This window comes from Rubrivivax albus (assembly GCF_004016515.1).
Taxonomy (GTDB): Bacteria; Pseudomonadota; Gammaproteobacteria; order Burkholderiales; family Burkholderiaceae_C; genus Rubrivivax; species Rubrivivax albus.
Window position 1 is genome coordinate 159,545 of record NZ_SACT01000008.1, and the last position, 17,904, is coordinate 177,448.

At 72.5% G+C, this 17,904-nt stretch carries 20 protein-coding genes; 12 read left to right on the forward strand and 8 right to left on the reverse strand.

Annotated elements, in window-relative coordinates; translation table 11 throughout:
• Positions 1–69: 69 nt before the first annotated feature.
• From ENE75_RS20195 to ENE75_RS20205, 3 genes are all read left to right on the forward strand, one after another.
• Entirely contained in the window at positions 70–1,251 is a 1,182-nt protein-coding gene (locus ENE75_RS20195) for a hypothetical protein (RefSeq protein WP_128200147.1), read from the forward strand.
• Between the two features lie 118 nt (positions 1,252–1,369).
• The gene (ureE, locus tag ENE75_RS20200; RefSeq protein WP_128200148.1) at positions 1,370–1,936 is read left to right on the forward strand and encodes an urease accessory protein UreE; all 567 of its coding nucleotides are present in this window, start codon (positions 1,370–1,372) and stop codon (positions 1,934–1,936) included.
• A complete protein-coding gene (locus tag ENE75_RS20205) occupies positions 1,914–2,624 on the forward strand; it encodes an urease accessory protein UreF (protein WP_128200149.1) in 711 nt (236 codons plus the stop codon). The genes ureE and ENE75_RS20205 overlap by 23 nt, the downstream gene beginning before the upstream one ends.
• A 21-nt stretch (positions 2,625–2,645) precedes the next feature.
• Here ENE75_RS20205 and ENE75_RS20210 read toward each other — a convergent pair whose 3' ends face one another.
• The gene (locus ENE75_RS20210; protein WP_128200150.1) at positions 2,646–3,638 is read right to left on the reverse strand and encodes an alpha/beta fold hydrolase; all 993 of its coding nucleotides are present in this window, start codon (positions 3,636–3,638) and stop codon (positions 2,646–2,648) included.
• Positions 3,639–3,712: 74 nt separating this feature from the next.
• On the opposite strand from ENE75_RS20210, the gene ENE75_RS20215 reads away from it, so the two are divergent.
• From ENE75_RS20215 to ENE75_RS20225, 3 genes are all read left to right on the forward strand, one after another.
• Complete coding sequence (locus ENE75_RS20215) at positions 3,713–4,351, forward strand: TetR/AcrR family transcriptional regulator (protein ID WP_128200151.1); 639 nt, start codon at positions 3,713–3,715, stop codon at positions 4,349–4,351.
• Between the two features lie 207 nt (positions 4,352–4,558).
• Positions 4,559–5,215, forward strand: coding sequence for an urease accessory protein UreG (ureG, locus tag ENE75_RS20220; protein ID WP_128200152.1), 657 nt, complete (start codon positions 4,559–4,561; stop codon positions 5,213–5,215).
• Positions 5,216–5,231: 16 nt separating this feature from the next.
• Positions 5,232–5,501 (forward strand): DUF2164 domain-containing protein, encoded by a 270-nt coding sequence (locus tag ENE75_RS20225; protein WP_128200153.1) that lies wholly within the window; start codon positions 5,232–5,234, stop codon positions 5,499–5,501.
• A 13-nt stretch (positions 5,502–5,514) separates the two neighbouring features.
• Here ENE75_RS20225 and ENE75_RS20230 read toward each other — a convergent pair whose 3' ends face one another.
• On the reverse strand, positions 5,515–6,495 hold the full coding sequence (locus ENE75_RS20230) for an enoyl-CoA hydratase/isomerase family protein (RefSeq protein ID WP_158289024.1): 981 nt from the start codon (positions 6,493–6,495) through the stop codon (positions 5,515–5,517).
• Positions 6,496–6,597: 102 nt separating this feature from the next.
• On the opposite strand from ENE75_RS20230, the gene ENE75_RS20235 reads away from it, so the two are divergent.
• Genes ENE75_RS20235 through ENE75_RS20255 form a run of 5 tightly spaced genes read left to right on the forward strand, consistent with a single transcriptional unit; the run spans position 6,598 to position 9,341 of the window.
• Positions 6,598–7,224 carry a hypothetical protein gene (locus ENE75_RS20235; protein ID WP_128200155.1) on the forward strand — a complete coding sequence of 209 codons (627 nt, stop codon included), beginning with the start codon at positions 6,598–6,600 and terminating at the stop codon, positions 7,222–7,224.
• A gap of 30 nt (positions 7,225–7,254) precedes the next feature.
• Positions 7,255–7,701 (forward strand): putative GTPase, encoded by a 447-nt coding sequence (locus tag ENE75_RS20240; protein WP_128200156.1) that lies wholly within the window; start codon positions 7,255–7,257, stop codon positions 7,699–7,701.
• Positions 7,702–7,715: 14 nt separating this feature from the next.
• Entirely contained in the window at positions 7,716–8,573 is an 858-nt protein-coding gene (locus ENE75_RS20245) for a tetratricopeptide repeat protein (RefSeq protein ID WP_158289025.1), read from the forward strand.
• Between the two features lie 19 nt (positions 8,574–8,592).
• Positions 8,593–8,793: a hypothetical protein gene (locus tag ENE75_RS20250; protein ID WP_128200158.1), complete on the forward strand. Its 201-nt coding sequence runs from the start codon at positions 8,593–8,595 to the stop codon at positions 8,791–8,793.
• On the forward strand, positions 8,790–9,341 hold the full coding sequence (locus ENE75_RS20255) for an SRPBCC family protein (protein ID WP_128200159.1): 552 nt from the start codon (positions 8,790–8,792) through the stop codon (positions 9,339–9,341). The genes ENE75_RS20250 and ENE75_RS20255 overlap by 4 nt, the downstream gene beginning before the upstream one ends.
• A 24-nt stretch (positions 9,342–9,365) precedes the next feature.
• On the opposite strand, the gene ENE75_RS20260 is transcribed toward ENE75_RS20255, so the two are convergent.
• From ENE75_RS20260 to ENE75_RS20285, 6 genes are all read right to left on the reverse strand, one after another.
• Positions 9,366–10,271 carry a DMT family transporter gene (locus ENE75_RS20260; RefSeq protein ID WP_233259186.1) on the reverse strand — a complete coding sequence of 302 codons (906 nt, stop codon included), beginning with the start codon at positions 10,269–10,271 and terminating at the stop codon, positions 9,366–9,368.
• A gap of 4 nt (positions 10,272–10,275) precedes the next feature.
• Positions 10,276–11,118, reverse strand: coding sequence for an archaetidylserine decarboxylase (gene asd / locus ENE75_RS20265; protein WP_128200160.1), 843 nt, complete (start codon positions 11,116–11,118; stop codon positions 10,276–10,278).
• 21 nt (positions 11,119–11,139) lie between these two features.
• Entirely contained in the window at positions 11,140–12,093 is a 954-nt protein-coding gene (locus ENE75_RS20270) for a S49 family peptidase (RefSeq protein ID WP_128200161.1), read from the reverse strand.
• A complete protein-coding gene (locus ENE75_RS20275; RefSeq protein WP_233259187.1) occupies positions 12,080–12,484 on the reverse strand; it encodes a Rieske (2Fe-2S) protein in 405 nt (134 codons plus the stop codon). The genes ENE75_RS20270 and ENE75_RS20275 overlap by 14 nt, the downstream gene beginning before the upstream one ends.
• Positions 12,485–12,654: 170 nt before the next feature.
• Positions 12,655–13,320 (reverse strand): HAD-IA family hydrolase, encoded by a 666-nt coding sequence (locus tag ENE75_RS20280; RefSeq protein WP_375138500.1) that lies wholly within the window; start codon positions 13,318–13,320, stop codon positions 12,655–12,657.
• Complete coding sequence (locus ENE75_RS20285; RefSeq protein ID WP_128200163.1) at positions 13,320–14,237, reverse strand: RluA family pseudouridine synthase; 918 nt, start codon at positions 14,235–14,237, stop codon at positions 13,320–13,322. The genes ENE75_RS20280 and ENE75_RS20285 overlap by 1 nt, the downstream gene beginning before the upstream one ends.
• Positions 14,238–14,886: 649 nt before the next feature.
• On the opposite strand from ENE75_RS20285, the gene ENE75_RS20290 reads away from it, so the two are divergent.
• Complete coding sequence (locus ENE75_RS20290) at positions 14,887–17,850, forward strand: Rne/Rng family ribonuclease (protein ID WP_128200164.1); 2,964 nt, start codon at positions 14,887–14,889, stop codon at positions 17,848–17,850.
• Positions 17,851–17,904: the final 54 nt, after the last annotated feature.

Genomic DNA, 17,904 nt, shown 5'->3' on the forward strand with positions numbered 1-17,904 from the left:
CGAGAACTGGGGGGACGAAGCGGCGCAGTTCCATCGATGCGCCACCGGGCCCCTGCGGAAAATCCGACCATGCACACGCTCCGGCCGGCCGATCTTGCCGCCCGCGTGGTCGCCTGGCACCACCGGCACCCGCTGGCTCGCCGCATCGTGCCCGCCCAGGTGGTGGGCATCGGTGTGGTGAGCCTGCCTTTTGCGCTGCGCGAGGCCGCGCCCGACGGCGCAGCCGCCGCAGCGCCACCGTTGACCCCCATCTTCGACGCCCACTGGATGTACGGCGTCGACACCGCGGCGCTGCACCATTTCGTGCTGGCCCACGGCACCTACCCGCTGGACGCCGCGGCACACTGGCCATGGCGCCACGTGGACGCCGACCTGCCGCGCGCCCATGCGGCAGACGCCCAGGGCCTGGAGGGGCGCACGGCACGCCACCTGCTCTCGGCCGTGATCGAGGTCGACGGCCGTCGCAGCCGCGTGCTGGTGGCGCCTGCAGCGCCGCTGACGTCGGCGCCCGTGTTCGGCCGCCGGCTCTTCGACGCGCGCCGGGTGGCTGGCGGCATCGGCAGCGGCGCGCTGGCAGCGGGCCTGCTGGCCGGCAGCGTCGCGTTCGTGCTCGCACCGTCGCACGACACGACCACGATCGCCGAGGTGCCGGCCGCGGCATCGGCCGCCAGCGCATCGGGTAACCTTGTCGCCCACGGCGCCCTTGTCGCCCATGAGACGACGACCGAATCGGCAGCCGTGGCCGGCGATGTGACCCACCCATCCGACACCCCAGCGGCTGCGTCCGCGCCCCAGGCGCACACCGTGGCCGACGCGGAGGCGACAACGGCCGAGCCGGCGTTCCGGCCGGCCGACGTGTCACCGATGCTGCAGGACGCCGCGGCGGCCGGCCCGCTGGTGCGCATCCGCCCCACGCTGACCGAGGACGAGCGCCGCCAGGCGCGCGTGCAGGCCGAGGCGCTGCGCCCGTCGCCGGCGGCATCTTCACCCGCGGAGTCCCTGCTCAAGGGACCGGTCTACGCATTGGCCACCGCACCGCTGCGCACGCGCGACGATGCCCAGGCGCAGCAGGTGCTGCTGCATTCGCTGAAGGCGCAGGTGGCCACACCGGTGCCCACGCAGCTGGATGTGATGCCGGCAGGACGGCGCTGGCGCGTGGTGTGGTGGCCGCATCCGCAGGCCGAAGAAGCCGAGCGCCTGCGCCTGGAGGCCAGCGCCCGCGGGCTGAAGCTCGAGGTCATCGCCTTCTGAGCACCCCCAGGGCCGGGCTGCGCCCAGCCCGCCCCCCGCGGGGGTCAAGGAAACCTGGGGCGGCCCGGCGTTGCCTTGAGAGGTCCGGCGTGGGGTGCGCAGCGCTTACAGTGCGCGCATGCTCACCATCAACAAGCGCATCCCCGGCGGCCGCGGCCTGGCCGGTGTGTTGCTGAAACGGGCCGCCACCGTCGAACTCGACTGGGATGCTCGCGCGCGCAGCCGCATCGACGCCACCGACAGCCAGGGGCGCCGCCTGGGCATCTTCCTGCCGCGCGGCCAGGTGCTGCGCGGCGGCGACGCCCTGGTGGCCGAGGACGGCTCCCTGGTGCGCGTGCTGGCCGCACCGCAGCCGGTGCTGGTGGTGCGCCATTGCGCCGAACATGGCAGCCCCTTCGACCTGCTGCGCGCCGCCTACCACCTGGGCAACCGCCACGTGAGCCTGGAACTGCAGGCCGACCACCTGAAGCTCGAGCCCGACCCCGTGCTGGCCGACATGCTGCGCGGCATGCACCTGATCGTGGAGGAAGCGGAGGCCGCTTTCGAACCCGAGGCCGGCGCGTACGCCGCGGAGGGGCACGGGCACGGGCACGAGCACGCCCATGTGCACGGTCCGGGCTGCGGCCACGATCACGCGCATGCGCACGACCACGGTCACACCCATGACCACGGTCACGACCACTGACGCCACGCTGCTGCAGCTGATGTGGCTGGCCTCGCCGGCCCTGCCGGTGGGCGCGTTCAGCTACTCCGAAGGCCTGGAGACCGCCGTCGAGGAAGGTCGGGTGACCGACGAGACCCAGGCCGCCACCTGGCTGACCGACCAGCTGCTGCTGGCCCAGGCGCGCAGCGACCTGGCCGCCACCGCACAGGCCCACGCCGCCTGGACGGCGCACGACATCGACCGGCTGGCGGCGCTCAACACCTGGGTGCTGGGCACGCGCGAGAGCGCCGAGTTCCGCCTGCAGACCGAGCAGGCCGGCCGTTCGCTGTGCGACTGGCTGCGCCAGCGCGCGGCCGACGACGGCGCGCACGAGGATGCGCGGATCGCCACGCTGCGCGCGCTGGCCCCCGCGCCCAGCTGGCCGCTGGCCTACGCCCTGGCCGCCTGGCGCACCGGTGCCGACGCCCGCGCCGCGCTGCTGGCCATGGCCTTCGGTTGGGCCGAGAACATGGTGCAGGCGGCGGTCAAGGCCGTGCCGCTGGGCCAGAGCGCCGGCCAGCGCCTGCTGGGTGCGCTGGCCGCGCGCATCCCCGACGCGGTGGACGACGCGCTGGCGCGCGACGACAGCACGCGCCAGGCCTTCACGCCGATGCTGGCCATCGTCTCGGCGCGCCACGAGGCACAGTACTCGCGCCTGTTCCGGTCCTGAGGGGGCGAGCCGCCGGGCGGCTCACGACAGGGTGTCGATGAACGCCGCCACCAGCCGGGTCACGCCCTCGGGTGCATCCACGGCCGAGATGTGTGCCGTGGGCAGCGCCACGAAACGCCCATGGGGCAGGCTGGCCGCGGCTTGCCGCAGCGCTCCGAGCGGGTACATGCCATCGTGCTCGCCGGCGACGAACAGCGTGGGCACCTCGATCCCCGCCAGTCGCGGTGCCAGCGGCGCCCGGTCGAGCAGCACCGAACGGGTCGCCAGCGCCAGCGCTGCGCCGTCCGCGTCGCGCAGGTGGCGGTGAAAGGCGTCGAGCTGGGCACCGCCGCGCGCCCTGGTGGAGGGCAGGAAGAACGCGCGCGCAACGCCGTCGCTGTACAGCGTGGTGCCGTGGAGCCAGCGCGCCCCCCAGACCACGAAGCGGTCCGACAGGGACGGCCCCTGCGGCGCCACGAACACCGGGGTGTTGAGCATCACCAGCGCGCGCGTGCGCCGCGGGTAGGCCAGCGCAAACTCCCCGCCCACGAGCCCGCCCCATGAGGTGCCCACCGGGATGACGGGGCCGTCGACGCCGAGCGCATCCAGGATGCCCACCATCGCGTCGGCGCAGTCCGCCATCGAGAACCCCGCCGGTGCCGGGCCGCTGGCCCCATGGCCTGGCCCGTCGATCACGATCACGCGGTGTCGCTGGCGCCACACCGGGATCTGCGCCCGGTAGATGCCGTGATCGGCCAGGATCGACGGCCACAGCACGAGCGTCTGACGGCCAGTGGCAGCGGCGCCCGGCAGCGGCGGCAGGTCCTGCACGGCGAGGCGGCCGACCGACGTGGCGATGTGCCGGAACGGAGCCTGACCGCCCGGGGCAGGAGAAGCCTCCACCCGCAGCACCGGGTCTGCGGGGCCTGGCGCCACGGCGGCACAGGCCCCCAGCACGGCGGTCGCACCGAACGTGGCCAGTGCGTGACGGCGTGAAGGCGACGGTGTCGCCGGTGCAGCATGGTTCAGAGGCATGGCCGTCTCCTGATGTGAACAGTGTTCACTCTAGGGACGATCGAATCTTGTGTCAACACCGTTAACATCAACCGATGTCTCTGGCATCCCCACCCGCACAGGCGCGGTCCCGGCCCACCGCCTACCACCATGGCGACCTGCGCCGCGCGCTGCTCGACGCCGCACTGGCCCAGCCCGACCTGGAATCACTGTCCCTGCGCCAGCTGGCGGCCGCCACCGGGGTGTCGCCCGCCGCGGTCTACCGGCACTTCGACGGCCGCGAGGCGCTGTTGCTCGCGCTGGCCTCCATCGGCTTCGAGCGCCTGCACAGGCGCTTCGTCGAGGCCTTCGACATCGAACGCCCGCCCGTCGACGGCGCCGAGGCGCGCACGCGGCTGCAGCGGCTGGGCCAGGCCTATCTGGCGTTTGCCGAAGAGGAACCGGCGCTCTGGCGGCTGGTGTTCGGCACCCAGGCCGAGGGCTACCGCGCCGCCGCGGTGGCGGCAGGCCGCCCCTCGACCTTCGACTACCTGCCCGCCACGCTGCTGGGGCTGCACCGCACCGGCGTCGTGGCGCAGCCGCCCACGTCGGACGACATCCTGTTCGCGTGGAGCGCGATCCACGGCGCCGCAGCGCTGCGCCAGGGGCGTATCGGCCTGGCCCAGCAGACCACTTCCGGCCTGGTGGAGGCCTTCGCCGTTCGCATCGTGGCGGCGCTGGGCGCCAAGGGCTGAGAGAGTGAGAGGCAATCCCGCATACCCGCTCATCCGACCCAAGCGGTCCGACTCGTCGTTGCAAAATGCTCGCCATAGCGCGGGCTATGGCTGTGCTTTGCGCCTAGATTCGAACCACTTGGATCGTCTGCTCGTGCACGCCGGACTCCCTCTCACCCTCTGACGCCGCCAAGCGTGCACCACGGCCAGTTCGGGCATCATGCGCGCATGACCAGCCTGCACGCCATTCCCGGCCGCACGAAGAAGCTCCCGCCGCTGCGCGTGGGCGTCGGCGGCCCCGTCGGTTCCGGCAAGACCACCCTGCTCGAGATGCTGTGCAAGACAATGCGCGAGCGCTGGGACCTGGTGGTCGTGACCAACGACATCTACACGAAGGAAGACCAGCGCCTGCTCACCGTGGCCGGTGCGCTGGACCCGGCGCGCATCGTCGGCGTGGAGACCGGTGGCTGCCCGCACACCGCGATCCGCGAGGATGCGTCGATCAACCTCGAGGCGGTGGACCGCATGCTCGAGAAGTTCCCCGACGCCGACATCGTCTTCATCGAGAGCGGCGGCGACAACCTGGCCGCCACCTTCAGCCCGGAGCTGAGCGACCTGACGATCTACGTGATCGACGTGGCCGCCGGCGAGAAGATCCCGCGCAAGGGCGGCCCCGGCATCACCAAGAGCGACCTCTTCGTGATCAACAAGACCGACCTGGCGCCGCACGTGGGCGCCGACCTGGCCGTGATGGAAGCCGACACGAAGCGCATGCGGCCCGATGCCGCACGGCGGCCCTTCGTGATGACCAACCTGAAGACCCGCGACGGGCTGGACGCCGTGGTGCGCTTCATCGAGACGCGCGGGTTGCTGCAGGCGGCCTGAACACCGGGAGCACACGATGGCCCTGGAACTGCCCCGCGACGTCCGCCCCCAGGCCGTGGCCTCCATCGAACGCTGGTGCCGCGAGCACCTGGACGAGCCGGTGGGCAACGTCACGGCCGGCGGGATGCTGGCCTTCTTCGTCGAGGAGATCGGCCCGCTGATCTACAACCAGGCCGTGACCGACGTGCAGGAACGCCTGCAGGCGCGGCTGGCGGAACTGGACATCGAGGTCCACGAGGACCCGTTCCAGTACTGGCGCCGGCGCGACAAGCCGGCGCGACGCTGAGCCTGAGCCGGCCTCAGGCCGGCTGCCAGCGCGGCTGGCGGTCCTTGTCCACCAGCACCGCGCGCACGCCCTCGATGAAATCAGGGTGCTGGATCACCGCCTCGGTGAGCACCAGTTCGTCGTCCAGCGCCTGCGGCAGCGTGTGGCCGCGGCCACGTTCCAGCAGCGCCAGGCTGGTGCGCATGGCGTAGGGCGACATGCTGCGCAGCGTGGCCAGCAGCGTGGCAGCGTCGGCGTCGGTCTCCGCCGCAGCGGCCAGGTTGGCGTCGATGGCGGCGATGTCCGCACCGTCGAACCACTGTCCGCGGCGCGCGAAGCGTGCTCGGATCCCGGCGTCGTCCACCGGCCGCGCGAAGCGGTCGATCACGGCGGGCACCGGCGCATCGTCGTCGGCCAGCGCCGCGAACAACGCGGCCTGATCGGCACTGTCCAGCCGCTGCGAGCCCAGGCCCAGCACGGTGGCCTCGTCGCCGTTCAGGCGCGTGCCGGTCAGCCCCACCCAGCGGCCGGCATTCATCGGCAGCCGCGGCAGGAAGTAGCTGCCGCCCACGTCGGGGAAGAAGCCGATGGCGGTTTCCGGCATCGCCAGCACGCTGCGCTCGGTGACCAGCCGGTGGCGGCCGTGCACCGACAGGCCCAGGCCGCCACCCATCACGATGCCGTCCATCCACGCCACGTAGGGCTTGGGGCAGGTGGCGATGGCCAGGTTCAGCGCGTACTCCTCGCGGAAGAACGTCATGGCCTCGTCGATGCGGCCCTCGAGGCTGAGTTCGCGGATGCGGCGCATGTCGCCGCCGGCGCAGAAGGCGCGCGGCGCGCTGGCATGCACCACGATCACCTGCACCGCCGGGTCGGCCACATGGGCGTCCAGCGCCGCCTGCAGGCCGCGGATCATCGGCAGCGTCAGCGCGTTGAGCGCCTGCGGCCGGTTCAGCACGATGAAGCCGGCGCGGCCCTGGCGGTGGTGGGTGATGTCGGGGGTGGCGTCCGTCATGGGGGTCGTGGATTCGGCAAAGCCGGGCATGTTAGCGGCCACTGCCGGGCCGCTTTGCAATCCGGCAACAGGCGCAGGGCAGCATGCGCGGCGATGCCCGCCATGCGCCCTGCCCCCACCGCTGCGCCGCCCCGCCTGCCGGGCTGGCGGCCGCACCGGCAGCGCAAGGCGGCCGTCGCCGGCGCGCTGGCCGTGACGCTGGCGGCCCTGTGGGCCCTGTGGGCGCCGCCGCCACGACACGCCATAACGCCGCTGGAACCGCTGGCACCCACCTGGCTGCGTCTGCTGCCGCTGCCCGTGGTGCCGGCACCGCCGGCGGCGGACCTGCCGGCCCTGCGCCGACCGGACACGCCGGCCAGGCCCACGCCGCCGCGTGCGCCAGCGCTCCCGGCGCCGGCGCTGCCGTCGATCCGGCCCGCGGAACCACAGCCGATCACGCCGGCCGCACCGGCGGTGGCCACGCCGCCGGCCACCGCGGCCAGCAGCCCGCCACCCCTGCGGCTGGGCGATGAGGTGATGCGCCGTGCCGCGCGCGACAGCCTCGCCGAGACACGTCGCCTCGCCGCCGAAGCCGGCCTGCCCGCCGAACGCGGCGTCTCGGGCCAGGAACGCCTGGCCAGTGGGGTGGAGCAGGCCGCCAAGCCGGACTGCCTGGCGTCGAACCCGGGCGGCAGCCTGCTGTCGATCCCCATCATTGCGCTGCAGGCGCTGCAGCAGAAGTGCAAGTGACGGGCTCGGTCAGGCTATGCTCGTGAGGGCATGGACCTGTACCTGATCGTCGGCAACCCGAACACGCGCAAGTCCTCGGTGATGCGCAGCCTCACCGGCTGCTTCAACCGCAGCCTGCGCGACATCCAGCCCAGCGACGGGCGCACGCCGATCCGGCTCTACGTGCGCGTGGGCGCGCTTCAGGAAACCCGCTGCAGCGCGGATGAACTGGCCGCCGAAGCGCGACGCCAGCATGCGCAGGCGGTGCTGTGCGGCCTGTGGCCGCAGTCGCATCCGCACGAACCCGAACGCTGGCCCGACGCGGCGACCTACCTCGCCGCCTTCGACTCGCTGGGGTTCCGCCGCCGCGCCGTCGCCGTGCTGGGCCAGAACAGCGCCGGCCTGCGCGGGCCGAAGGTGATGGCCTTCCCGCTCGCGCCCCGCCAGCCGCTCAACGTCACGGCGCACGCGGTGCGCCAGTTCTTCGGATGGGTGTGAACAGGGTCAGGTCGGTGATCGTCGCGGCCACCGTGGCGGCGGCGGCAGGCACGGCGGCCGCGCCGCTGGACCTGCGCGCGATGTGGGACTTCGCCCGCCCCGACGTCAGCGAGCAGCGCTTCCGTGACCGTCTGGCCACCGCCACGCCCGACGAGGCGCTGATCCTGCAGACGCAGATCGCACGCACCTACGGCCTGCGCAAGCGCCTGGACGACTCTCGCGCGCTGCTGCAGTCGCTGCGCCCGCAACTCGACGGCGCCTCGGCCGAGGCCCGCGTGCGCTGGCAGCTCGAATGGGGCCGCACCTGGGCATCCGCCGTGCACGACCGCGAGACCCTGCCCGAAGCCGACCGTGAGACGGCACGCACCGCCTTCCGCGCCGCCACCGACCAGGCCCGCGCTGCCGGCCTGGACGCGCTGGCGGTGGACGCGCTCCACATGCTGCCCTTCACCACCGCCGACCGCGCGCAGGACCTCGTCTGGAACCAGGAGGCGCTGGCGCTGGCCCTGGCGTCGTCGCAGCCGGATGCCCGCCGCTGGGAAGCCAGCCTGCGCAACAACATCGGCATCACGCTCAACGACCTGGGCCGCCACGCCGAGGCACTGACCATGCTGCAGCAGGCCTTGGCCGCTTTGCAGCAGCAGGCCGCGCCGGCCGGGCGCCAGCGCATCGGCCACTGGATGGTGGCCAACACCCTGCGCCGGCTGGGCCGCATCGACGAGGCGCTGGCCATCCAGCAGCGGCTGGAGGCGGAGAACGCGGCCGACGGAACGCCGGACGCCTACGTGTTCGAGGAACTGGCGCTGCTGCACCGCGCGCGCGGCGACACGGCGCAGGCCGACGCCTACGACGCACGTGCGAAGATGCGCTGAACCCATCGAGGAGAACACCATGTCCGGCCTCGCCACCTTCCTGCTCTGGTGCCTGCTGTTCGTGCTCTGCTGGCCGCTGGCCTTGCTGGCCCTGGTGCTGTGGCCGGTGGTGTGGCTGCTGACGCTGCCGCTGCGCCTGCTGGGCATCGCCGTCGGTGCGGTGTTCGCACTGCTGCGGGCCGTGCTGTTCCTGCCGGCGCGCCTGCTCGGGGCGCGATGACGGCACCCACGCTGGCCTGGCCCGCGGCCGCCGACGAGGCAAGACTCGGCCTGGTGACGCTGGTGCACCGGGTGCAGATCGACGTGCCGCCGGCGGCTGTGTGGCGCTACGTGGCCGATGCGGCCCACTGGCCGGCGTGGCAGCCGGACACGCGCAAGGTCGATCCGTTGCCTGCCGGGCCGCAGGGCGTGGGCAGCACCATCGTGCAGCTCGCGGCGGTGGGCGACGGCAGCGAACCCGTGACCTGGCAGGTGCTGGCCGCCGAGCCGGGCCGGCTGTGGGTGGCCGCTGCCGACACGCCCAGACACTGGCGGCGCCAGGTGCTGGAACTGCAGCCACTGGGCACCGCGGCCACCCGGCTCACGCGCACGGTCAGTGGCTGCAGCCGGTCGCCGCTGGCGCGCTGGGCCGACCGCTGGACACTGCCCCGCGCCTGGGCAGGCCCGGCGCAGGACGCGCTGGCGGCGCTGAAGCTCAAGCTCGAAGCGGTGCACGCACCGCCGGAGGTGGTGCCACCGCCGGTGCCGCGCTGGCGCGCCGAACGCTGACGCGGCCCGTTCAACGCGGCCCGGTCAGCGCGGCCGCGTCGCCAGCCAGATGCTCGGCAGGATCAGCGCCGCGCCCACCGCGTGGTGCCAGCCCGGCCGCTCGCCCAGCACCAGCCAGCCGGCGATGCCGCCGTACACCGGCGCCAGGTAGAGCAGCAGCGCGCTCTTCGCCGCGCCCAGGTCGCGCTGCAGCACCGAGTACGCGGTGTAGCTCAGCACGCCGGGCACCAGCGCCGCCAGCGCCATCAGGCCCAGGGCCTTGGCGCCCAGCGGCGGCACCGGTGTCCACAGGGCCTCGGCCACGGTGAAGGGCAGCAGCACCAGCAGCCCGCCGGCGACGATGGCGGCCAGCCGCGCCACCGGGCTCAGCACGCTGGGCCAGCGGCGCAGCAGCACCGAGTACACGACCCAGGACACCGCGGCACCGACGATCCAGCCGTCACCGGGGTTGAAGCGCAGCGACCACAGGTTGGCCAGGTCCCCCTTGGCGATGATGTAGACAACGCCCGCCAGCGCGAACACCACCGCCACGCCCTGCGAGCGGCTCATGCGCTCGTGCAGCAGCTTCGTGCCCGCCACCGCGATGGCCACCGGCGTCGCCGCGTAGATCAGCGCCATGTTGGCGGCCGTGGTGCCCTGCCCGCCCAGGTAGACCCAGGCGCCGCAGATCCACATGCCGGTGGCGCCCAGCACCAGCAGTTGCCACCATTCGCGGTGCCAGGGCAGGCCGCGGGTGAACAGTTCGCGCCAGACGAAGGGCAGCATCAGCACCAGGGCGAGCGCCCAGCGGCCGAAGGCCAGCGCATGCGGCGCCACGATGCCGTCGGCCAGCCGCGCGATGATGTAGTTGGACGACCACAGCGCCGGCACGATCCACAGCAGCACCATGGCCCGGCGCTGGCGGCCCGCCAGCACGGCAGCGTCGTTCACCCGCTCAGGCCGAGAAGGCCATCGCTTCGCCCATGCGCACCGGGCCGCCGGGCTGCCAGCCGGGGTCGAAACCCAGCGGCGCCGGCAGCAGCAGCACCACGGTGGAGCCCAGCAGGAAACGACCCATCTCGTCGCCCTGGCGCAGCACGTGCTGGCCGGGTGCGTAGTCCCAGGCCCGCACGGCGCCAGGCCGCGGCGGGTTGACCACGCCATGCCACACGGTGGCCATGCTGCCGACGATGGTGGCGCCCACCAGCACCAGCACCCAGGGGCCGCGCGACGAGTCGAACACGCAGACCACGCGCTCGTTGCGCGCGAACAGCCCCGGCACGCCGCGCGCCGTGGTGGGGTTCACCGAGAACAGCGCGCCGGGCACGTGCACCATGCGGCGCAGCACGCCGTCGGCCGGCATGTGGATGCGGTGGTAGTCCTTCGGGCTCAGGTACAGGGTGGCGAAGTGCGCGTACTGGAACTGCGCGGCCAGTTCGGCATCGCCGCCCACCAGCGCGGTGGCGCTGTAGTGGTGGCCCTTGGCCTGGAAGATCTGGCCGTCCTCGACGCGGCCGAACTGGCTGATGGCGCCGTCCACCGGACAGATCCAGTCGGCCTTGGCCAGCGGCCGCGCGCCGGGCCTGAGCGCCCGCGTGAAGAAGGCGTTGAACGTGGGGTAGGCGGCGGGGTCGGGGTCGGCCGCCTCGGCCATGTTGACGCCGTAGCGGTCGATGAAGCGGCGGATCAGCGCGGTGGTGGTGCCACCGGCCTCGGCGTCGGCCAGGCGGCCGGCCAGCGACGTGAGCGCCTGCTTGGGCAGCAGGTACTGCGGCAGGACCTTGAGGGCATCGGACATCAGCGGGACATCGGGGACGGGTCAGCGGATCGGTGCCACGCTGCGCAGCGCGCGCACCGCACCTTCGCCGATGGCGGCGCCAAAGCGCTTGGCGAAGCGCTCGGCCAGGTTGTCGTGCGGCGTGTAGTCGATGATCTCCGGCGCGCCGATCACCTCGCGGGCCACGAAGTCGAGGTTGCCGAGCTTGTCGACCAGGCCGAGCTTGACGGCCTCCTCGCCGTTCCAGAACAGGCCGCTGAAGGTCTGCGGCGTTTCCTTCAGCCGCTCGCCGCGGCCCTGGCGCACGACGTCGATGAACTGCTGGTGGATCTGGTCGAGCATGGCCTTGGCGTAGCCGGTCTGCACCGGGTCCGCCGGCGAGAACGGGTCGAGCATGCCCTTGTTGTCGCCCGCGGTCAGCAGCCGGCGTTCGACGCCGAGCTTCTCCATCGTGCCGACGAAGCCGAAGCCGTCCATCAGCACGCCGATGCTGCCCACCAGGCTGGCCTTGTCGGCGTAGATCTCGTCGGCGGCCACGGCGATGTAGTAGGCGCCGCTGGCCGCGGCCTCCTCCACCACCGCGTAGACCTTCTTGCCGTGCAGCGCCTTCAGGCGGCGGATCTCGTCGTAGACGATGCCGGCCTGCACCGGGCTGCCGCCGGGCGAGTTGATGCGCAGCACGATGGCCTGCGCGCCGTTGTCCTCGAAGGCGTCGGTCAGTGCCGAGACCAGGCGCTCGGCGCTGGCTTCGGTGTCGGCCGCGATCTCGCCCTGCACCTCCACCAGGGCCGTGTGCGGCATGCTGGGCACCACCGCCGGGCCGGCGCGCTGGAAGAGCACCCAGACGACGATGATCACCAGCGCCAGCCAGGCCAGGCGGAAGAAGATGCGCCAGTTGCGCTCGCTGCGGCGTTCGCTGATCAGCTCGCGCACCGCGCGTTCGAGCGCCGACTCGGCGGCACCCGGGCGGCCGAAGCCGGGTTCAGGGCTGTCCATGGGGATCTCCGGATGGGCCCTCGTCGAACTCGACGGGGCGGATGTCGTCGGTGGGCTGCCACCAGACCTGGCCGTCCTGCTCGTGGCAGGCCACCGGCGTGAGCTTGCCGCGGCCGCAGGGGCCGCCGACGCACTGGCCGTTGGCCGGGTCGTAGTGGGCGCCGTGGATGGAGCACAGGATCCAGCGACGGTCCATGTCCAGGAACTCGCCTTCCTGCCAGTCCATCTCGGTGGGCACGTGCACGCAGCGGTTGAGGTAGCCGACCACGCGGCCGTCGATGCGCAGCGCGAAGGCGCGCGCCGGGCGGCCCCACTGCATCACGTCCCAGACCACGGCCTGGCCGCGCTCTGCGAGCGAGTCGGAGGCGCACAGAGGCAAGGAGTCAGCCAAGTACCGTCACCACCAGTTGCGCCCATGCATGAACGCCACCGCACAAGCCAAGCTTCCCGCCGCGGATCCGGCTCTGCCGGTCCGCTGGCGGACGGCCCCAAGACCACGTAGTGGCCCTTCGCAGGGCCATGGGGGTAGCGAGCGCCAGCGAGCTTGGGGGCTCCATCCGTTCAGGCGTGTTCAAGCAGCCAGTCCTGCAGTTCGGCAGTGGAGTGCAGCACCGCCAGCGGGCCCAGCGCGTGGAAGGCGTCGGGCTCGTGCGCGCCGTAGCTCACGCCCAGGCTGGCGGTGCCGGCGTTGGCGGCGAGCTGCAGGTCGTGCGTGGTGTCGCCGATCATCAGCGTGCGCTCGGGCGCGGCGCCGAACTCGGCCATCAGCTCCATCAGCATGCGCGGGTGCGGCTTGCTGGCCGTCTCGTCGGCCGTGCGCGTGGCGTCGAACATGGCGTGCAGGCTGCTGTGGGCCAGCGCTTCGTCCAGGCCGGCGCGGCTCTTGCCCGTGGCCACGGCCAGCCAGTGGTTGCGTGCCTTCAGCGCCTGCAGCATGTCCAGCGTGCCGGGGAACAGCACCAGTTCGTGCTGCTTCGCGAAGTAGTGGTGACGGTAGCGGCGGCCCAGCTCCGGGTAGCGCTCCGCCGGCAGGCCGGGCACCACGTGCTGCAGCGCGTCGTGCAGCCCCAGGCCGATCACGTAGGCGGCGCGCTGGTCGTCCGGCACGGGCAGGTCCAGGTCGCGGCAGGCGCCCTGGATGCACTGCACGATCAGGCCGGTGCTGTCGAACAGCGTGCCGTCCCAGTCGAAGACGATGAGGTCGAAGCGGCGCGGCACGGGTGAGATCACGAGGGTTCCAGCAAAGCCTGCCATTCTGCCGGCACCGGGCTGTCCAGTTCGACGCGATGGCCATCGGCGGGGTGATCGAAGGCCAGGTGGCGGGCATGCAGCGCCATGCGCGCGAAGCCGCGTTCGCGGGCGAAGGCCTTGTTGCGCGCGAAGTCGCCGTACTTCGGGTCGCCAACGATGGGGTGGCCATGGTGCGCCAGGTGCACGCGGATCTGGTGCGTGCGGCCGGTCTTGATGGTCACGTCCAGCAAGCTCAGCCCGTGGGCCGCCTGCACCACCTTCACCAGCGAGATCGAGCGCCGAGCCTGGTCGTGCGCCACCACCTTGACATGGCGCTCACCGGCGGCGTCCAGCGTCTTGAGCAGCGGCAGGTCGATGACCTTGAGGTTCCGCGGCCAGGCGCCGAACACCATCGCCGCGTAGACCTTGTGCGTGTCGCGCTCGCGGAACTGGTCCTGCAGCCGGGTCAGCGCGCTGCGCTTCTTGGCCAGCAGCAGGAGGCCGGAGGTCTCCTTGTCCAGCCGGTGCACCAGCTCCAGGAAGCGCGCCTCCGGCCGCGCCCGGCGCAATTGCTCGATGACGCCGAAGCTCACGCCGCTGCCGCCGTGCACGGCCACGCCGGCGGGCTTGTCCACCGCCAGCAGGTGCTCGTCCTCGAACAGCACCGGGAACTCCCGCGCCGGCACGGCCGCAGCGGCGTCTGAAGACACGGCCGCCACCCGCACCGGCGGCACGCGCACCACGTCGCCGGCGACCACGCGGGTGTCGGCCTGCGCCCGCCCCTTGTTCACCCGCACCTCGCCGGAGCGGATGACGCGGTAGACGTGCGTCTTGGGCACGCCCTTGAGCAGCCTGAGCAGGAAGTTGTCCAGCCGCTGACCGTCGGCGCCCTCGTCGACGGTCACTTCGCGCACGGCGGGTGGCGCGGCCGAACGGTGTGTCGCGGCGATGGATTTGGACCCTATAATCCGCGACTCCACGTTCGTGCGGTAAGTGCTTGATTTGCCGGAGTTTACCCGGGCACCCCAGCACCCGACGCAAGGCCGTGGCGCACCGGGCAGCGCGCGCGAGCGCAATGCCCGGCCCCGGAAGATGCAACACCCCGGGCCTGCGGCACCGGCCGTCCTGCTTCACACAGCCATGGCAGGCGGCGGCGCGCGGCACGCGGTGGCAGAGAACTGAAGTTGAAGCCCGCTCGCCGGCCGGACTTGCTGTCCGACGGCGGCACCGAAAACACCAGGGCTCCAGACGGTGTGAAGGCCATGTCCCGACCTGCCGCGCTGGAGTCCGCGTCGCTCAGACGCCCGATGCCCACCCCGCCATCCACCACCCGCCGCCACGGCCAGCCCCGGACACGATCCGCCGGGCCCGCCTGCCGCATCGCGGGTGGAGGCCGGGTGCGCCACGGCGCCGGCACGCACGCGCCAACGCCGCAGCCCTGATCCCGCGCCGACACCGGCGCAGCAGGCAGCGGTCCAGGGCATTTCGCCAGGGTGTTCGCTTCCTTTCTCGTGCATCGGTGAGTCGTCAAAGGCGCCTGAAACGCGCCGATCAGGAGACCCGATGAAGAGGATGCTCATCAACGCCACGCAGCCGGAAGAGCGGCGCCTGGCGATCGTCGACGGCCAGAAGCTGCTCGACTTCGAAACCGAGCTCGAAGGCCGCGAACAGCGCAAGGGCAACATCTACAAGGCCGTCATCACGCGCGTGGAGCCGTCGCTCGAGGCCTGCTTCGTCGACTACGGCGAGGACCGCCACGGCTTCCTGCCGTTCAAGGAGATCAGCAAGGTCTACTTCCGCGACGGGGTGGACGCGAAGAACGCGAAGATCTCCGACGCCGTCAAGGAAGGCGACAGCCTGCTGGTGCAGGTGGAGAAGGAGGAGCGCGGCAACAAGGGCGCGGCGCTGACCACCTTCGTCAGCCTGGCCGGACGCTACCTGGTGCTGATGCCCAACAACCCGCGCGGCGGCGGCGTGAGCCGGCGCATCGAGGGCGAGCAGCGCGAGGAACTCAAGGAAGCGCTGGACCAGCTGGAGTACCCCAAGGGCATGAGCCTGATCGCGCGCACCGCCGGCATCGGCCGCAGCGCGGCGGAACTGCAGTGGGACCTCAACTACATGCTCAAGCTCTGGGACGCCATCGACGGCGCCGCCAAGGCGGGCAAGGGCGCCTTCCTGATCTACCAGGAGAGCTCGCTGGTCATCCGCGCGATCCGCGACTACTTCACCGCCGACATCGGCGAGATCCTGATCGACACCGACGACATCTTCGATCAGGCGCAGCAGTTCATGAACCACGTGATGCCGGAGACGGCCGCGCGTGTGAAGCGCTACCGCGACGACGCGCCGCTGTTCAGCCGCTTCCAGATCGAGCACCAGATCGAGACCGCGTTCAGCCGCACGGTGAACCTGCCCAGCGGCGGCGCCATCGTGATCGACCACACCGAGGCCCTGGTGTCGGTGGACGTGAACTCGGCGCGCGCCACGCGCGGCACCGACATCGAGGAGACCGCCACCCGCACCAACCTGGAGGCCGCGGATGAAGTGGCGCGCCAGATGCGCCTGCGCGACCTGGGCGGCCTGATCGTCGTCGACTTCATCGACATGGAGGAGAGCAAGAACCGCCGCGAGGTGGAGCAGCGCCTGCGCGACGCGCTGCGCTCCGACCGTGCCCGCGTGCAGTTCAGCTCGATCAGCAAGTTCGGCCTGCTGGAGATGAGCCGCCAGCGCCTGCGCCCGGCGCTCAGCGAAGGCAGCCACATCACCTGCCCGCGCTGCAACGGCACCGGCCACATCCGCGACACCGAAAGCTCCGCGCTGCAGATCCTGCGCATGGTGCAGGAGGAGGCGATGAAGGAGAACACCGCCGCCGTGCACGTGCAGGTGCCGGTGGAGGTGACCAGCTTCCTGCTCAACGAGAAGCGTGCCGAGATCACCAAGATCGAGCTCAAGCAGCGCGTGACCGTGCTGCTGATCCCGAACAAGCACCTCGAGACGCCGAACTACAGGCTCGAGCGCCTGCGCCATGACGATCCGCGGCTGGACAGCTTCCGCGCCAGCTACACGATGATCGAGGAACCGGACGAGGAAGTCGGCATCACGCGCCGCGGCGACGCCGCCGGCAAGAACAAGCAGAGCCCGGTGATCAAGGGCATCGTGCCCGACCAGCCGGCGCCCCCGGCACCTGCGCCGGCACCCGTGCCTGCACCGGTGGCCGCCGCCCCGGTGGCACCGGCCCCCGTGCCGGTGGCCGCCCCGGCAGCCGAAGCCGGCAGCGGCTTCTTCGGCTGGGTGAAGAAGCTCTTCGGTGGCGCGCCGGAAGCCACGCCCGCACCGGCGCCGGTGGAAACCGCCCCGGTGGTGGCGCCGCCGGCCGAGGCCCGCAAGGAAGGCCGGGGCGACGACCGCCGCCGTGGCGGCCGAGGCGGCCGGGATGGCCGCAAGGGTGAAGGTCGTGAAGGTCGTGAAGGTCGTGAAGGTCGTGAAGGGCGTGAAGGGCGCGAGGGCCGCGAAGGCCGGGAGGCCCGTGGTGAGCGTGGCGAACGCGGTGAACGCGCCGAGCGCAATGGCGAACGCACGGGCGAGCGCCCGCCGCGCGGCGAAGGCCGCCGCGGTGGCCGCGGCGAGCGTGCCCCGGCCGCCGAGGCCAGGGCGGAGGCGACGACCGAGACCCTGCAGACCGCCCTGCCCCTGAGTGGCGAGGCCAGCGGTGCCCCCACCGACACGGCCGAAGGCGCCAACGGTGAAGGCAACCGCCGGCGCCGCCGGCGTGGTGGCCGGGGCCGCGGCGAGCGCGCCGAAGGCCAGGCGGAAACGACCGGTGGCGAGGCGTCGCCGAGCACGGCGGCCGAGCTTGGCGCCGAAGCCACCCCGTCGGCCGACGCCGGCAGCGGCGATGCAACCGCCCAGATCTCGTCCGGCACGACGGCGGAAGCCGCGGAAGGCAGCGAGGAGCGCCGCGAAGGCGGCCGACGCCGTGGGCGCGGGCGCGACCGCTACCGCCGCGAGGCCCGCGAAGGTGGCGAGGGTGCGGAGTCGGCTGCCGCGGACGGCAGCGTGACCCCCGAAGGCGATCTCGCGGCCGATGCCGGCGAGGCCGCGCCGCCGGCCTTCGTCGACACGGTGCCGGTCGGTGACGTGGAGACGGCGGCCGACGCCGCACCGCCGGTGGCCGAGGCTCCCCCACGGGTCGCCGAACCGGCCGCCGTGCCCGCGGCAGCCGCTGAAGCGCCCGCCGCCCCGGCACCGGACCAGCGCGCCCCGGCGCCCGAGCCCTACGTGCTGCCCGCTGCGCAGCTGAGCGCCATGGCCGGCGCCGCGGGCCTGGAGTGGGTGGCCTCCGACGCCGAGAAGGTGGCCGCGGCCCAGGCGGCCATGGCCGCCGAGCCCAAGCCCATCCACGTGCCGCGCGAGCCGAAGCCGGTGGTGGTGGCCGACGATGGCCCGCTGGTGCTGGTGGAGACCAAGAAGGACCTGTCGCAGATGAAGCTGCCGTTCGAGCAGCAGCAGCAACCGCCGGCCGCCTGAGGCGGCGCCATCAGATGACCTGCCACCCCCGTGGCAGGTTCTGAAGCAAGCCCC

Bases quoted from the DNA above. Each gene is read 5' to 3' on its own strand.
- asd (WP_128200160.1), bottom strand. From the start codon at position 11,118: ATGTCCGATGCCCTCAAGGTCCTGCCGCAGTACCTGCTGCCCAAGCAG.
- ENE75_RS20250 (WP_128200158.1), top strand. From the start codon at position 8,593: ATGTCCGGCCTCGCCACCTTCCTGCTCTGGTGCCTGCTGTTCGTGCTC.
- ENE75_RS20230 (WP_158289024.1), bottom strand. From the start codon at position 6,495: ATGACGGACGCCACCCCCGACATCACCCACCACCGCCAGGGCCGCGCC.
- ENE75_RS20290 (WP_128200164.1), top strand. From the start codon at position 14,887: ATGAAGAGGATGCTCATCAACGCCACGCAGCCGGAAGAGCGGCGCCTG.
- ENE75_RS20205 (WP_128200149.1), top strand. From the start codon at position 1,914: ATGACCACGGTCACGACCACTGACGCCACGCTGCTGCAGCTGATGTGG.
- ENE75_RS20225 (WP_128200153.1), top strand. From the start codon at position 5,232: ATGGCCCTGGAACTGCCCCGCGACGTCCGCCCCCAGGCCGTGGCCTCC.
- ENE75_RS20235 (WP_128200155.1), top strand. From the start codon at position 6,598: ATGCGCCCTGCCCCCACCGCTGCGCCGCCCCGCCTGCCGGGCTGGCGG.
- ureG (WP_128200152.1), top strand. From the start codon at position 4,559: ATGACCAGCCTGCACGCCATTCCCGGCCGCACGAAGAAGCTCCCGCCG.
- ENE75_RS20240 (WP_128200156.1), top strand. From the start codon at position 7,255: ATGGACCTGTACCTGATCGTCGGCAACCCGAACACGCGCAAGTCCTCG.
- ureE (WP_128200148.1), top strand. From the start codon at position 1,370: ATGCTCACCATCAACAAGCGCATCCCCGGCGGCCGCGGCCTGGCCGGT.
- ENE75_RS20270 (WP_128200161.1), bottom strand. From the start codon at position 12,093: ATGGACAGCCCTGAACCCGGCTTCGGCCGCCCGGGTGCCGCCGAGTCG.
- ENE75_RS20195 (WP_128200147.1), top strand. From the start codon at position 70: ATGCACACGCTCCGGCCGGCCGATCTTGCCGCCCGCGTGGTCGCCTGG.
- ENE75_RS20255 (WP_128200159.1), top strand. From the start codon at position 8,790: ATGACGGCACCCACGCTGGCCTGGCCCGCGGCCGCCGACGAGGCAAGA.
- ENE75_RS20210 (WP_128200150.1), bottom strand. From the start codon at position 3,638: ATGCCTCTGAACCATGCTGCACCGGCGACACCGTCGCCTTCACGCCGT.
- ENE75_RS20215 (WP_128200151.1), top strand. From the start codon at position 3,713: ATGTCTCTGGCATCCCCACCCGCACAGGCGCGGTCCCGGCCCACCGCC.